General features: G+C 62.5%; 13 protein-coding genes and 1 tRNA gene. 8 read left to right on the plus strand and 6 right to left on the minus strand.

The window, feature by feature from the left end; all coding sequences use genetic code 11:
- Positions 1-72 precede the first annotated feature (72 nt).
- A complete protein-coding gene (locus AC1DEZ_RS04420) occupies positions 73-1,746 on the plus strand; it encodes a SulP family inorganic anion transporter (RefSeq protein WP_476778795.1) in 1,674 nt (557 codons plus the stop codon).
- Positions 1,747-1,751: 5 nt separating this feature from the next.
- Here AC1DEZ_RS04420 and AC1DEZ_RS04425 read toward each other — a convergent pair whose 3' ends face one another.
- The 4 genes from AC1DEZ_RS04425 to AC1DEZ_RS04440 all read right to left on the minus strand — a co-directional run bounded on the left by AC1DEZ_RS04425 (position 1,752) and on the right by AC1DEZ_RS04440 (position 5,682).
- Positions 1,752-2,414: a hypothetical protein gene (locus tag AC1DEZ_RS04425; RefSeq protein ID WP_476778796.1), complete on the minus strand. Its 663-nt coding sequence runs from the start codon at positions 2,412-2,414 to the stop codon at positions 1,752-1,754.
- 79 nt (positions 2,415-2,493) lie between these two features.
- Positions 2,494-3,117 (minus strand): response regulator transcription factor, encoded by a 624-nt coding sequence (locus AC1DEZ_RS04430; protein ID WP_476778797.1) that lies wholly within the window; start codon positions 3,115-3,117, stop codon positions 2,494-2,496.
- 64 nt (positions 3,118-3,181) lie between these two features.
- Entirely contained in the window at positions 3,182-3,610 is a 429-nt protein-coding gene (locus AC1DEZ_RS04435) for a hypothetical protein (protein ID WP_476778798.1), read from the minus strand.
- Between the two features lie 197 nt (positions 3,611-3,807).
- Positions 3,808-5,682, minus strand: a complete 1,875-nt coding sequence (locus AC1DEZ_RS04440) for an adenylate cyclase (protein ID WP_476778799.1) — start codon at positions 5,680-5,682, stop codon at positions 3,808-3,810.
- A gap of 138 nt (positions 5,683-5,820) precedes the next feature.
- On the opposite strand from AC1DEZ_RS04440, the gene AC1DEZ_RS04445 reads away from it, so the two are divergent.
- The 7 genes from AC1DEZ_RS04445 to AC1DEZ_RS04475 all read left to right on the plus strand — a co-directional run bounded on the left by AC1DEZ_RS04445 (position 5,821) and on the right by AC1DEZ_RS04475 (position 11,656).
- Positions 5,821-6,099 (plus strand): hypothetical protein, encoded by a 279-nt coding sequence (locus tag AC1DEZ_RS04445; RefSeq protein WP_476778800.1) that lies wholly within the window; start codon positions 5,821-5,823, stop codon positions 6,097-6,099.
- A 25-nt stretch (positions 6,100-6,124) separates the two neighbouring features.
- Complete coding sequence (locus AC1DEZ_RS04450; protein WP_441511902.1) at positions 6,125-6,700, plus strand: hypothetical protein; 576 nt, start codon at positions 6,125-6,127, stop codon at positions 6,698-6,700.
- A gap of 61 nt (positions 6,701-6,761) precedes the next feature.
- The gene (locus tag AC1DEZ_RS04455) at positions 6,762-7,250 is read left to right on the plus strand and encodes a hypothetical protein (RefSeq protein WP_441511903.1); all 489 of its coding nucleotides are present in this window, start codon (positions 6,762-6,764) and stop codon (positions 7,248-7,250) included.
- A 17-nt stretch (positions 7,251-7,267) separates the two neighbouring features.
- Complete coding sequence (ppk2, locus tag AC1DEZ_RS04460; RefSeq protein WP_476778801.1) at positions 7,268-8,050, plus strand: polyphosphate kinase 2; 783 nt, start codon at positions 7,268-7,270, stop codon at positions 8,048-8,050.
- 20 nt (positions 8,051-8,070) lie between these two features.
- Complete coding sequence (locus AC1DEZ_RS04465) at positions 8,071-8,523, plus strand: hypothetical protein (protein WP_476778802.1); 453 nt, start codon at positions 8,071-8,073, stop codon at positions 8,521-8,523.
- Positions 8,516-9,748: an HlyD family secretion protein gene (locus AC1DEZ_RS04470; protein ID WP_476778803.1), complete on the plus strand. Its 1,233-nt coding sequence runs from the start codon at positions 8,516-8,518 to the stop codon at positions 9,746-9,748. Before AC1DEZ_RS04465 ends, AC1DEZ_RS04470 begins: the two co-directional genes overlap by 8 nt.
- A 1,716-nt stretch (positions 9,749-11,464) precedes the next feature.
- Positions 11,465-11,656, plus strand: coding sequence for a hypothetical protein (locus tag AC1DEZ_RS04475; RefSeq protein ID WP_372687814.1), 192 nt, complete (start codon positions 11,465-11,467; stop codon positions 11,654-11,656).
- Positions 11,657-11,676: 20 nt separating this feature from the next.
- Here the strand turns inward: AC1DEZ_RS04475 and AC1DEZ_RS04480 are convergent, their stop codons facing one another.
- A complete protein-coding gene (locus AC1DEZ_RS04480; protein WP_476778804.1) occupies positions 11,677-12,291 on the minus strand; it encodes a hypothetical protein in 615 nt (204 codons plus the stop codon).
- An 879-nt stretch (positions 12,292-13,170) separates the two neighbouring features.
- Positions 13,171-13,247: transfer RNA gene (locus AC1DEZ_RS04485), tRNA-Met, on the minus strand.
- Positions 13,248-13,292 lie beyond the last annotated feature (45 nt).

The following is a 13,292-nucleotide window of genomic DNA, read 5'->3' on the forward strand; positions in this document are numbered from 1 at the left end:
CGGCCCCACGGCACGTGCGAGGCTGAACGGCGGTTCCGCAGGCGCCGACGACAGCTCGGGATGGTGGGGGCGATGAAGCGCTGGTTGCCGATTGCGGAGGGGCTGCTTCCCTACAGGTGGGAATGGCTGCGCTTCGATGTCACCGCTGGGCTGGCGATCGCCGCCGTCGCCATTCCCAGCGCCGTCGCCTACCCTGCCATCGCGGGGCTTCCGGTCGAGGTCGGGTTCTACGCCAGCATTCTGTCTCTCGTCGGCTATGGTCTTCTCGGCCCATCGCGCAAGCTGATCGTCGGGCCGGACGCCGCCACGATGACGGTTCTCGCAGCCACGCTCGCCACCCTGCCTCTCGGCGATCCGCCGGATCGCGTCGCTGCAGCGAGCGCGCTGGCGCTGATCGCCGGGATATTTTGCATCCTGGCCAGCGTGCTCAAGCTCGGCGTCGTGGCGTCCTTTCTGTCCCGGCCGATCCTGATCGGTTTCATCAGCGGCATTTCGATATCGATCCTCATCGGGCAGATCGGGCGGCTGACCGGCGTGCGCATCGAGTCCGACGGCCTGGTGATGCCGCTGCTCGAGATCATCCGGAAGGCCCCGCAGATCCATTGGCTTACGGTCTGGTTCGGTGCGGCCATGTTCGCGCTTCTCGTCATACTGGCTCGCCTCCGCTTCCCCGTTCCGGGGCCGCTGGTCGTGGTCGTGCTGGCGGTGCTGGCGTCGGCTGCCTTCGGCTTGGAAGATCGGGGCATGAAGGTCATCGGCAGCCTTCCGGCCGGCCTGCCGAAATGGGCCATCCCGAACATCGCCCATTTGCCGATGACGGACCTTGTGCTCGGTGGCGCGGCGATCTGGCTGGTCAGCGTCAGCTCCGGTCTCGTCGGGGCGCGCAGCTTCGGGGCAAAGGACGGCTTCAAGGTCGATGCCGACCGGGAGTTGACCGGGCTGGGTGCAGCCAACATCTGTTCCGGCCTGTTCACCGGCTTCCCCATTACGGTCTCGGATTCGCGAACCGCGATCAATCTGGCGGCAGGCGGCCGGTCGCAGCTGGCCGGCCTGATCTCCGCTGCCGCTCTGGCCGTTCTGCTTATCTATCTGAACGATGTGCTGCGCGTCCTGCCCCATGCGGCGCTCGGGGCGATCCTCGCCTTCGCGGCGTTGAGTCTGATCGATCTCAAGGGGCTGCGGGAAACCTGGCGGATCAGCCGCCTGGAGTTCGGATTTGCCCTCATCAGCATGTGGGGCGCCATCAGCCTGGGCGTGCTCAGCGGCGTCGTCATCGCGATTGCCGGCACGCTCCTCTACGTCCTGCTGAAGGAAATGCGACCGCGCGATGCCTTGCTCGGACTCGTTGCCGGCCGACCAGGCTTCTACAAGATGCACCGGACGGAGAATGCGGCACCACCGCCGGGGATGGTGCTCTTCATGATCCAGGGCAGCATTCTGTTCTTCAACGCCGACTACGTCCATTCCCGGCTCGAAAGCGTCGCGAAGGAGGCCCCGCCCGGTACATCCTGGTTCGTGCTGGATGCGAGCGCCGTCGCGCAGATCGACATGACGGCGGCCACCATGTTGCTGCAATGGCGGGCGGAGCTGGCGGCGATGGGGCTGACATTCGCCATCGCGGAGCTGCACAAGGAGCCGCGGGAGATTCTGGAGCGAGCCGGCCTCTTCGAGGGGCCGCATGCGACGACGATCTTCGAAGATCTCGAAGACGCGGTCCGGATGCTCGGCGAGACGATGTCCCGATAGTTCGCCTAGCCGGGACGGCCGGCGTGCCGGTATTCGCGGATCAGGATGTCGCAGCTGACGATCAGCACCCAGATCGGAAAGACCAGGAAGGTCCAGTCGACGAGGTGGCTGCCGAAGAGGATGACCGTCGCAGCGGCATAGCCGGCGAACGCCGTCCATCGTCCCGTGATTCCGGTGCGGAGCACGATGGTCGAGGCCGTGATGAGGAAGACGCTCGATACCTTCATCGCGTAGATGCTGGCGAGATTGTAGGCGAAGGACCTCGCCAGGGTGAACGTCACCGAGCCGGCAAGTTCGCCCGGCCGGGCTGCGTGCGTGAGCAGGATCGCGCCGATGGCGGAGGCCGCGACGAACAGCATGCCGATGAAGAGAAACCCGCTGCCGAGAAACACCGTCGCGAACAGGCTGTTCTCGTGATCCCCCAATCGATCGCGCAGCACGCCCATGAACCAGAGGAAGGCGATGCCCGCGAAGGGGATCAGGTTCAATGCCAGCGCCACCTTCCAGGATTGGGTGCCCACCCAATCGCCGGGATCCTGCGGATGGAGTCGCAAGGTCTGGAGCACCAGCACCAGCGCAGAGAGGAGCAGCACCGAAAACAGAATACCGGCTACACCGGCCGCCTTCGGCGTCTTGAGGCCATCCGGCGCTTGGTGAGGAGGCGGCACGTTGCGATCCTCGTTTCGGAAGCCTGCGCGGATATCCCGAGCTTGACGGGCCGGTCGGCACCAGCTCCAGAGACAACTTTCAGGGATTGTCGACCCGGAGCTGGCCGAGCCGCTCGGCGCAGGTCACGAGCTCGACGACGGAGCGGACCTGCATCTTCTCCATGACCTTGTGGCGATGGGCTTTGATGGTTCGCTCGGTCGTCCCGAGCTTGAAGGCGATCTGCTTGTTCATCTTGCCGCGAACGACCAGATCGAAGACCTCCCGCTCGCGCCTGGTCAGCTGCTGAAGCCGGGTCAAGCCGACCCGCACCCTGCTTTCATGCTCGCTGACGAGACGATGGCGGCAGATTGCGCGGCCGATGGCGTCGATGAATTCGTCGGGCTCGACGGGCGTCGTGAAGAAGTCCTCGGCTCCCGCCTTGATCGCCCGGATGCCAAGGCGGACATCCTCCTGATCGGTCACGAAGATCACGGGCAGATTCAGGCCGGCCTTGCAGAACAGGTTCACCACATCGGGGATCGACTGATCTGGCCCCCGCGTATCAATGACGACGCAGCTTGCGCTTTCGATATCCGGGCGATGATTCAAGATTTCGTCGGTGCTGAGATAAGCCCTGGTTTCATACCCGGAAGCGCGAAGCATCCGATCGATACCGGCCCGAGATGCCGCGTCGCTATCGACGATGTGCACAAGAGCTGACATGGACAATCCTCAGTCTCTCCGTAGACAGCCGGGGCTTCCGGCACGCGGCGCGCGGCACGTGGGTTCAAGGCGTCTTCAGCGCCTCCGGTGTGCAGCGCCGATACCTGATCGCGGTGCCCCCTTCGGGCGCGCTGTAGCGGTAGAGGCCGCCATCCTGACCCAGGGCGAGCACGGCCCGCGCGGCATCGGTCGCGATCGTCGTGGTGCAGCTGAGATGAAGGACCCGCCGCTCACCCTGCAGGTTGACGCGAGCGATCCTGCAGGTCGCGAGCGGAGTGGACAGCCGCTCGCCCCGAATGACGAACGCGGAGGCAAAGGCGTTGGCCGGGCGCTTGAAGCCCAGCGCCTTCCCCGCTGCGGCGAAGACATTGGCGCAGATCTGCCCTTCTTCGAGCCAGGCACCCTGGAGGTCCGTCGTCTGTGCCCCTGCGCCCTGTGCGCCGAGCGCTGCAAAGCCGACGACGACAGCGAGCAAATACGGTCGGAAAGCCATGGCGATCATCGACCTCCAGTAGTGAGCCTGTCCGAGACACAAACGGCACAGATCGCGACGCTCGTGTCGGGGCAACAAAGCCGCAGAAGCGTAATGGCGGCCGCTGAGGCGACGGCATTCCGCCTGCAGCTGCACCGCATGCTCCGCTTCCTCTTTGACAAGAAGAGAAAGCTGCGAACGAAATCCGGGGTAGTAGGTTACGGTTGGCTACGGTCCCCGCCGGTTCCGCCTTTTCCCGCATTCGAGAGAGCACCGAATGTTCGTTCGGTCTCGGCCAGGAACCGGTTTGGCACGGGGAAGCCGGCCTCGATGGCGCCGCGGATCAGAATGGCGCGATCTCTCGCATTGAAGTTGCGGCTGTTGAGCTCGTCATCGAACTTGTCGAAGAAACCCGGTCTCAGCCGCAGGAATTCGGCGCGGGATTGCGCCGCTTCGGCCTGTAATCCCTGGCGCGCGAATATCAGCGCCGCGACGAAGTGGTATATCGAAAACCGACGCAGGTTTGCGCGGCGGATCAGATCGGCGGCGCGCGCATTGTCGCCTTGCATATAGGCGGCCAAGGCCAGGAGCCCGACATAGTAGTCGGAGTTGCCGGGGTTCTTTGCCATCGCCTCTTCGAGCAAGGATGCACCTTGCTGCCAGTCTCCGGCCTGGGCCACCCGGCTGCCGTACTCGCCGAGCAGCTCGGTATCGTTCGGGTTGAGCGCGCGCGCCTGGGCGCCGACCCGCAGCGCCTCGCTGGCGTCTCTACTGAAATAAAGGACGGTCATCAGCGCCTGGAGCGCGCGAATATTCTCCGGATCAAGGTGAACGGCGCGCTCTGCGGCGGCTCTCGCTCGCTCCAGGGGCGGCGGCGAGCCTAGCCGCCGGTTCAACTCGAAACGATCCTCGTCGAGATAGAGGTAGGACAGCATCGCCCAGCCGGTCGAAAAATCGGGATAGCGCGCCGTGACACTCTCCAGGCATGCGCGCGTCGCGGCATGCTCGGTCTGATCGAGCACGGTGCGGTAGCGATAGAACCGATAAGTGCACTGATAGGTTTCGAGGTTCTGGACGTCTCCCGATCGCGCCGGCCGCGGGGGGGCGCTGAAAATGATCCCATAGGGCTGGGCGATCGCCGTCGCGACCTTCGAGGCTATAGTCGTTTCCACGGCGACGATGTCGGCGGCGTTCGGATCGGCGTCATAGGTTCCCGACCAGACGATGGCAGAACTCTCGCCATCCAGGACGCGGGTCGTCACCCGCAGCTTGCCGTCGGAAAGACGGATGCCGCCTTCGAGAATGTACCGGTTGCCGAATTGGCTCGTGATCTCCGAGGCCGAGGCGCTGGGCGATACGGCGGCAGACGTTTCCCGGCCGAAAACCGTCAGCTCCTTGAACCGCGAGAGCTGCGTCAGCAATTCTTCGCCGAGACCGGCGATGTAGACGTTGACTTCCGGCTGCCCAGACAAGTTCGAGAACGGCCTGACGATCAGGGAAGGGCCACGCGGTGGCGGCGGCTCCCAGCTGGCGGGCGCCGGCGCTGGCGGGGCGGCCAACCAGGGTAGCGGGACGGCAAGGCACAGCGCTGCCACAACGATGGCCCAGGCGAACCAGCGGCTTCCCCACCACGGTGCATCCGCTCCCGCCAGATCCTGCCTCTCCGGAGCAGCGGTGCGGGCGGGATCAACGATGTGGGTCGGCGGCGCCTCGCGCCGATGGAAGCGCGGCACGTAGCCGCCCTTGGGAATCTCGATCAGAATGGGGTCCGAGCTCCCGGACAGCAGATAGTAGCGCTCCAGCGCACGCCGGAGCCGCCCGGCTTCGATGCGAACAACCGGATCGTTCTGGATATCGAAATTTGCGTCGCGGCCGAAGACTTCGACTGCGACGGAATAAGCTTTGATCCGGTCCGCGTGGCCCGCGAGGGTCTGGCTGATCACATAGATCAAGAACTGTCGCACGCGCTCGGGAACGTTGAATTCAGTGCTGGCGAGGATCTTATCCAATTGAGCGTGAATTTCATCGCTCTGAAGCTTGCCTTCAGGGCGGTCTTCCAAATTACCGTTTTCGAAAAGCCGGCTATTCTCCATGGAACCGGCTCCCCCAAGCCAGAAAACCACGTGAAAACTTCAGGGCTAGGTCGCGCTTTCGGTGTAAACTACGGTTATTTACTCCCAATCCAGTCGAGCGACCACATAAATATTCGCTTTCGCAGGGGGCGCGCTCCAATGGAACCGGGCGTTCTGGCTGCCGTTCGGCTGCTGCCGAAGCACAAGAAGGCGATCGAGGAGCTGGTGTTGAGGAGTCAGAACTTCCGGTCGCTATGCGTGGATCTGGCCGACGCAGAACAGGCCCTCCGGCGTTGGGAGGCCTCCGACGCTCCCGGAACGGCTGCGCGATGCGTCGAGTATCGGCATCTGATCGACGGCCTCGAATCCGAACTTCGGCAGTCGATCGGCGAATGGCAGGCCCGGTCCGAAGGGGCGATCAAGCATAAAGAACGGTGACTTCAACCCGGGGTGGAGAGTGACGATGTCAAAGCGTGCATACCTGGCTCTGGCGATCTCGCTGGCCTTGGGCGCGGCAGCCTGCGCACCCACGGTCACCAGCACGACCATCATGGTGGCCGGCGTAGGACCGGTCGAGATCGAACGGATCAATGTCGAAGTCGCGGGAGTCGACCCCAATGCGCGCATCGTGACCGTGCGCCAAGGGCGCTTTGTCTGGGATGTCGCCGTTCCCGACGTGTTTGGCGATCTGCAGGGGCTTCGCGTCGGCGACAGGCTGGAGATCCAGCGGGCCGAAGGCGTGATCCTCGGCGCCAGGCGCGCAAGGAAGGGAGTCCGGCCCGGCATCGTCTATACCGATACGGTCGGTGCGCCATCCTTCAACAATCTGCCCGACAAGTTCGTGACACGATCGCTGACGCTGACAGCCCGTTTCGAGAGGTTCGACCCGGCCACGGGCGTCGTGGACTTCGTCGGACCGGCAGGGCCGCGCAGCCTCACCGTGGCCGATCCCGTGATCAAGGACGATCTCCGGCGCATGCGTCGCGGCGACATGATCGACCTGACCTTCGCCGAGGCCGTCTACATCCAGAAGTACTGAATTCGCCGGCTCAAACCCGCGTCGAGGACGCTGGTTGCGATCGATGAAGGAGATGCGAACGATGTCGCCCGCAAATCAAAATCCGAACGCAGCGACGCTCGGCGACGAGAGTTTCATGTCGGCCGACGATCTCCGGTCCTATATGACCGATCTCGAAATGGCGCGGGCGTCCAAGCTGGCCGGCGCCATGAACAAGGCCGAGGACGCGCAACGCAAGCTTGCCGCGACGTTGAGCGAGGAAATTGCCGTCACGCCGGAGAAGATCGAGGAAATCAAGCAAAGCCTCGCAACCAAGACCCGCGCCGCGGCCAGCCGGGGCGAGACCGAGGTCCTCGTCATGCGCTTTCCGAGCCAGCTTTGCACGGACCGGGGGCGCGCCATCAACAATGCGGAAGCCGACTGGCCGAGCTCCCTGACCGGCCGGCCGCGGCAGGCCTATGAATTCTGGAAGGAGCACCTCCAGCCCGCGAAGTACAAGCTTCGCGCCATGATCATCGACTGGCCGGGCGGGCTGCCCGGCGATGTCGCGTTCTTCCTGAGCTGGTCCTAACGGAGAGGGCGCCGGCGATGAAAACCAAGAGTAGCGAGCCCCTGAAACGAAAGCCCTATGAGCAGAAGCTGCGCGATCTTCACGCGGAGCTGGTCAATCTCCAGGAGTGGGCGAAGCATGCGGGCGCAAAGGTCTGCATCGTCTTCGAAGGGCGGGACGGCGCTGGCAAGGGCGGTGCCATCAAGGCGATCACGGAGCGCGTCAGCCCCCGCGTCTTCCGGGTGATTGCGCTGCCGCCGCCGACGGAGCGCGAGAAGTCGCAAATGTATGTGCAGCGCTATCTGCCGCATCTGCCGGCGGCGGGCGAAATCGTGATCTTCGATCGCAGCTGGTACAACCGGGCCGGCGTCGAGCGGGTGATGGGCTTCTGCACGGAGGAGCAGGCGAAGAGCTTTCTTCAGGACGTGGCGGGCGTCGAAAAGGCGATCGTCGATTCCGGCACCATCCTTCTGAAATACTGGCTGGAAGTCGGCCAGGAAGAACAGACGCGCCGGATGGAGGAGCGCATCAACGATCCACGGAAGATCTGGAAGCTGTCTCCCATGGATCTGAAATCATATTCGCGCTGGTACGATTATTCGCGCGCCCGCGACGAGATGTTTCGCGCCAGCGATACGACCTGGGCGCCATGGTATGCGGTCCACTCCGACGACAAGCGCCAGGCGCGGCTCAATATCATCTCCCACATCCTCCGCTCGGTTCCTTACAAGGCGCCGTCCCGGGAGAAGATCAAGCTGCCGAAACGGCAGAAGGCCGATGGCTACGAAGACGTCGATTTCGCACGGAACTGGATAGGCTGAGCGGGGACTGGAGCGAGTTTATGGCAGCCGAACTTCATCCGCTGGCGCCGCACCATCTGCCGGCCTTCATCACTGCGCCGGGAGAGACGGACGTTCTCATGGTCGTTGCGGCCGTGATCCTGCTTCTGGCGGTGCTGGGCGTTGGCTTGATCTTCCTTCGGCTGCACACCTTGCCGGAGCGCATGGCGCATAAATCCCAGAAGCTCCAGTTCGAGATCGTCGCGGTGCTCGGCTTGCTCGCGCTCTTCACCCATGTGCATCTGTTCTGGGTCGCCGGGCTGTTGCTCGCCTTGATCGATATTCCCGATTTCACCGGGCTGTTCGGCAGAATGGCGCATGCGCTCGAACGCATCGCCGGGATTGCGCCGAGGCGGGCGTCCGTCGCCGAGGACACCGCGGCAGGGGAGCCCACAGCGGGATCCGGCGCGGACGATCACACCGCGCTCCAAAAGCGGGAGAGCAGCCATGCTTGAGCTTCTGTTCTGCTCCCTGCTGACGCTCCTGCCGGATTACCTCTATCGGCGATACGGGCAGGGAAAGCGGTTCGGCAAGGAAATCACCTTCTATTCGGTGTGGTTCGAGCTGCGATGGGGCATCATCTCCTGCCTCATGCTGACGATCGGCCTGATCACGGTGATCTTCTACAATCACCCGTCGACGACGAATGCGGCCGTGCTGTTCCGTACCGTCCCGCTCATTTCGGAGACCACCGGGCGCGTCGCGCAGGTCTATCTCGGCGTCAGCGGCCCGGTCACGAAGGGCAGCCCGATCTTTCGCCTCGACAGCTCCAAGGAGGAGGCGGCGGTTGAGACGGCCCGGCGCAAGATCGCGGAAATCGAGGCTTCCATCGTCGTCGCAAAGGCCGATCTTCTCACGGATGAGAACCGAATTCTCGAAGCCGGGAGCGCCCACAAGCAAGCCCTCGACGAGCTCGAGACGAAGCAGGAGCTGCAGCGCCGCAACGACGATATCGTCGCCCGCCGCGAGATCGAGAGGCTCGAAAATCTGGTGGCGGGGCGCGAAGCGGCCCTGGCGGTGGCCGTCTCTGCAAAATCCTCAGCCGAAACCCGCATTTCGACCTTGCTGCCGGCAGAGAAGGCAAGCGCGGAGGCTGCCCTCGCGCAGGCGCAGACCGATCTCGACAAGACCGTCGTGCGCGCCGGCGTCACTGGCCGGGTCGAGCAGTTCACGCTGCGCGTCGGCGACATCGTCACGCCCATCATGCGGCCGGCCGGCGTCCTGATCCCCGAGGAAGCCGGGCGGAATATTCTGCAGGCGGGTTTCTCGCAGGTCGAGGGACAGGTGATGCAGGTCGGCATGGTCGCCGAGGTGACTTGCCTGTCCAAGCCCTGGGTCATCATTCCGATGGTGGTGACCGGCGTTCAGGATTTCATCGCCACAGGCCAGGTGCGGGCCGCCGATCAATTGCTCGATCCCCAGCAGGTGTCGAAGCCCGGCACGCTGCTGACCTTCCTCGAACCTCTCTATGCCGATGGGCTCGATGGCGTGACGCCGGGCAGCAGCTGCATCGCCAACGCCTATTCGAGCAACCACGAGCTGATCGAGTCAGGCAAGCTCTCGACCGGACGAAAGATCGTCCTCCACGCCGTCGACGCGGTGGGCCTCGTTCATGCGCTGCTGCTGCGCATTCAGGCACTGGTGCTCCCGATCCAGACGCTGGTCTTCAGCGGGCATTGACCGCGAGCCACGGCCGTCAGGCAACTCCGCCGGAGCTTTCGGGGGAGGCGGGGCCTCGCGGCGGTTCGGCTGGCATCGGGTTGGGGCGCCGACCGGCGTCCATTGCAGGCGAGAATGAACCGGCACGGAACTTGCCGCGACAAACGGACATTCGTCCGGGTGTTTCGACATGGATCAGAACGAGTTCCGTTGCGAAACATGTGGCTCTCCGCATGTTTCGATCCCGCGCGTTCTCAAATCAGAGAGCGAAATCGTCTGCGGCCGATGCGGCGCCTTCATCGCGACGTGGTCAAACTATTGCGGCGCAATCGCCTTGGCGCTTGCGAACGACAATCGCCTCCGGCCGCCTCCGGCCGATCCGCTCCGGCCGGCTGAGTGATCAGCGGTTCGGCGGCAATCACTTATCGGTCCAGAAACAACCGAGGGGTGTTGGCAGCACGAGACCGTCTCGGGGTGCTCGCACCAGGAGAACAGATCGTGCGCCGTTTTTCTTTGCGAGTGTGGCGCGCGTGGGGCCGGCGGCTCAATCGGCTGCTATGGGTCGGCAGCCGCCATCGACGATCAAGGAGCGGGCTCGCCGTCTTTTGGAAGCCGCAGCAAACGCTCGCGTGCTGCCATAGTGCACACGAGCGTGTTGGCAGTCCCTACGCTAACGAAAGGTTTAGTAAAATCACACAACCGGGCGGCCCAATCAGGTCGGTCTATTGCAATGATGTCCCCAGATTTGCAGTGTTCAGCAAATCTCGATATCAATTTTTCGGGGTCATACCTAAGACCTTTTACCATTGGTCTACAATATCGCTGTTCGCGAGCATATGCCGATTGAATACACAGCCCCACTAGCGCCAACGCAAGGTAACAGGTGGACCTAAGCATATCCGCATCCGTGGCTGTATTGAATTTGGTCCTCACCTCTAGATTGCGCGAATTCGCTGCCCCTGCAAGGGATCGAAGAGCTTTTGCGAACGGCCGCAGCGGGTCGAAAGCGGTCGTTGCTGCTTGTGCAGGAACCGGCGATATCTGAGGCTCCACCGGTTGGAGGATATTGTGGCCGATCGCGAGGATGCACCGCTGCCGGTCTATCGCCGGAATATCGGCTGTAGCCAGATTTTCTGGCTTTATTTCGTTGTATTTCCGATAGTCGGGTGGGTCGTTTATCCGATTTTAAAGCAGATGGTTGGCAAAGCAGCGCCGTATGCGCTCGTGGCAAGTTGCGGCGCGGTGTTGCTGTGGGGGTGGTTTCGAGAGCGTCGTCGCCGGTTGGGTGGCCGAAGTCTCTAACGGGTTGGAAGCGGTTATTCAGTCGGGCGAACCGAAGACGCCATTGAACCAATACGCACTCGGATCGCGGAACCACACCCTGTTTGCGTCCGTCTCGAACTTCGCAAACTTGCGCATATCGAGGTTGTATCGATGAGCAAGGGACACAAGCTGTCTCAGATCGTCCTGGCCCGGCCTTCGCTTTAGTCGAACAACCAACCCTCTAACGCCTTCGCCTTTAACGCTTGCGACACACGGGATACGCTCTAGCCATTCGAAAAAGGCCCGCTCGTCTGCTTGGTGATAGAACACGACTTCCGTGTCCATGTGCTCCAGTGTCAAGATTGCGTCCGTCATGCCGCTTGACTACCCGCTCGGAGCCCCCGTCCGCAATGGGGCGTAACCAGAAGTTGAAACTCGTAACGGTAAGAAGGTTCGACCCAGGAGAGTGAAGGCATGGCGCGCACCCCGAAGTCAGTCGAACGCAAAGCGGCCGAAGTTCAGAAATTCGTCCAGCTTTACGCACGTAAAGCTCAACGAGGTGTGGAACCAAACGACAGAAGGTATGACCGCAAAATCGAGGTCGCGGCAAAGCGCATGAAACCCGATGACCTTGATGCTCTTCTTCGCCAAGGCGAAGACGAATGACCACAACGGGTCGTAAGCGGTCACTGGTAAAGCTGCGTTACCACGTACCAGTGGCGTGACATTGGCTGAACGGTGGGGGCCCCTTGCTCTCGCAGGATAGAGTACAACTGAGGCTGATGCTGAGCACGCTCCACCCAAGCTGCTGAGCGCCGTTCGGGGGGCAAGCCGATCTCATCGCTCTCATCAACAACGAGAGTGTCAAATATATTCGCGACAGCGGCCCCGCCTGTCTCGCCCCAAGCAAAAGCTCTGATACGCGGCGCACCATCTGTCGCCGCTGCAAGCGCAACCTCCCGCTCGAAATGGGTTCGCGAGAGTTGGAAACGCAGCCAAGTTGGCGTGATGCCAAGTTGATAACACACGACCAGTGGAGCGGCTGCCGCAAAGGGGGCGATCACCGCCGAGACCGCGCGGCGCCAACGGCCCCCCATGGCGTTCCAAATGATACTCGACGTGAGTGTCAGAAGAAGGAGGCCAAGAGGAAGAAGCAGAAGAGGAACAATCAACAGCCAGAGGTTGAATATCCTCTCCAGCTCGTGGCTGAACGCGACCAGCAGAAAACACAGAAGGCACAACCAGAAGGGAATTGCGGTGAACCGATCAGCCGTTGAGCTTCCGCTTCCCTTCTTGGCCATCTGTTCCTTGATCCCAACCGGTTTTCACGGCTTGCGCTAGCCGGATCGGCATTCTCTGCCAATTCAATCCAAGGTCTGCAACGGGTCGAAAGCAGACGCACCGGGCACTCTGATTTCCGCCGAGTGGAATGGCAGCGCCATGAGTATCAGAAATACTGCCAAAACATAATCTATTTCAATAGCTTAGGAGAATTTTCTAGCGGGAGATCGTCTCAGCGCGGCCCCCCAAGCAGAACAAAACCGCTTCACTTTGCGAGCGCAGCGCATGTGGGCCTAGCGGCTTGAATGACCGCTAAGGGTCGAAAGCGGTCGGAAAGTCTCCGCCCCCCCATCCGCGTTGACCAAAAAGCGGCTAAGCGTTGACTAGGCCCTAAACAGCGCTGACGGGGAATCTGCCCGTCAGCGGCCTCGCCGCAACTACACCTTTCTGATTCCGGGCGGTCGCGGCGCCTAGCGGCAAAGGACGGCCTTCGTTTTCTCAGACATGGTGCACAGGGACACTTGGCGTTCTTCGCGAGGGAGTGGCCGATAGGTGCGCATGCTGTCGCGAGTGACCAGGACCGCGGAGCCCTGCTGAGGCGGGACATAGGTTGCGCACCCGGCGAGGAACGCGCAGCACACGGTAACGGCAAGCATCTTCATGCTGTTTCTCCTGGCGTGGGCCTACAGATTGAACTCTGCCACCAAACGCTTGACAACAGCGATGATTTCCCAGGACGCCCGGTCTCCGAAAGGGTGCGGACTTTTTCGGCCAGCTAATGTCGCTAACAGGTCGCAAGCCGCCACCCAACGCTCTCATGTGCTCGCGAGGCCGAGCGGGAGCGGTCTGAAGGCGCGGACTTGCGAAACAATAAGTGATCTCAATCACTTATGATGTTGTGGTAGCGGGAGAGGGACTTGAACCCCCGACACGCGGATTATGATTCCGCTGCTCTAACCAGCTGAGCTACCCCGCCACGGACATCGTAGCCGGCTGGGCCGGCCCGTCGTCGAGGCGCGAT

The sequence above is a fragment of the Allobosea sp. 10L422 genome (assembly GCF_056395345.1).

What these genes read in the sequence shown, in the direction of transcription:
- AC1DEZ_RS04455 (WP_441511903.1), top strand. Translation starts at nt 6,762, where the DNA reads ATGTCGCCCGCAAATCAAAATCCGAACGCAGCGACGCTCGGCGACGAG.
- ppk2 (WP_476778801.1), top strand. Translation starts at nt 7,268, where the DNA reads ATGAAAACCAAGAGTAGCGAGCCCCTGAAACGAAAGCCCTATGAGCAG.
- AC1DEZ_RS04475 (WP_372687814.1), top strand. Translation starts at nt 11,465, where the DNA reads ATGGCGCGCACCCCGAAGTCAGTCGAACGCAAAGCGGCCGAAGTTCAG.
- AC1DEZ_RS04435 (WP_476778798.1), bottom strand. Translation starts at nt 3,610, where the DNA reads ATGGCTTTCCGACCGTATTTGCTCGCTGTCGTCGTCGGCTTTGCAGCG.
- AC1DEZ_RS04440 (WP_476778799.1), bottom strand. Translation starts at nt 5,682, where the DNA reads ATGGAGAATAGCCGGCTTTTCGAAAACGGTAATTTGGAAGACCGCCCT.
- AC1DEZ_RS04420 (WP_476778795.1), top strand. Translation starts at nt 73, where the DNA reads ATGAAGCGCTGGTTGCCGATTGCGGAGGGGCTGCTTCCCTACAGGTGG.
- AC1DEZ_RS04450 (WP_441511902.1), top strand. Translation starts at nt 6,125, where the DNA reads ATGTCAAAGCGTGCATACCTGGCTCTGGCGATCTCGCTGGCCTTGGGC.
- AC1DEZ_RS04430 (WP_476778797.1), bottom strand. Translation starts at nt 3,117, where the DNA reads ATGTCAGCTCTTGTGCACATCGTCGATAGCGACGCGGCATCTCGGGCC.
- AC1DEZ_RS04445 (WP_476778800.1), top strand. Translation starts at nt 5,821, where the DNA reads ATGGAACCGGGCGTTCTGGCTGCCGTTCGGCTGCTGCCGAAGCACAAG.
- AC1DEZ_RS04470 (WP_476778803.1), top strand. Translation starts at nt 8,516, where the DNA reads ATGCTTGAGCTTCTGTTCTGCTCCCTGCTGACGCTCCTGCCGGATTAC.
- AC1DEZ_RS04480 (WP_476778804.1), bottom strand. Translation starts at nt 12,291, where the DNA reads ATGGCCAAGAAGGGAAGCGGAAGCTCAACGGCTGATCGGTTCACCGCA.
- AC1DEZ_RS04465 (WP_476778802.1), top strand. Translation starts at nt 8,071, where the DNA reads ATGGCAGCCGAACTTCATCCGCTGGCGCCGCACCATCTGCCGGCCTTC.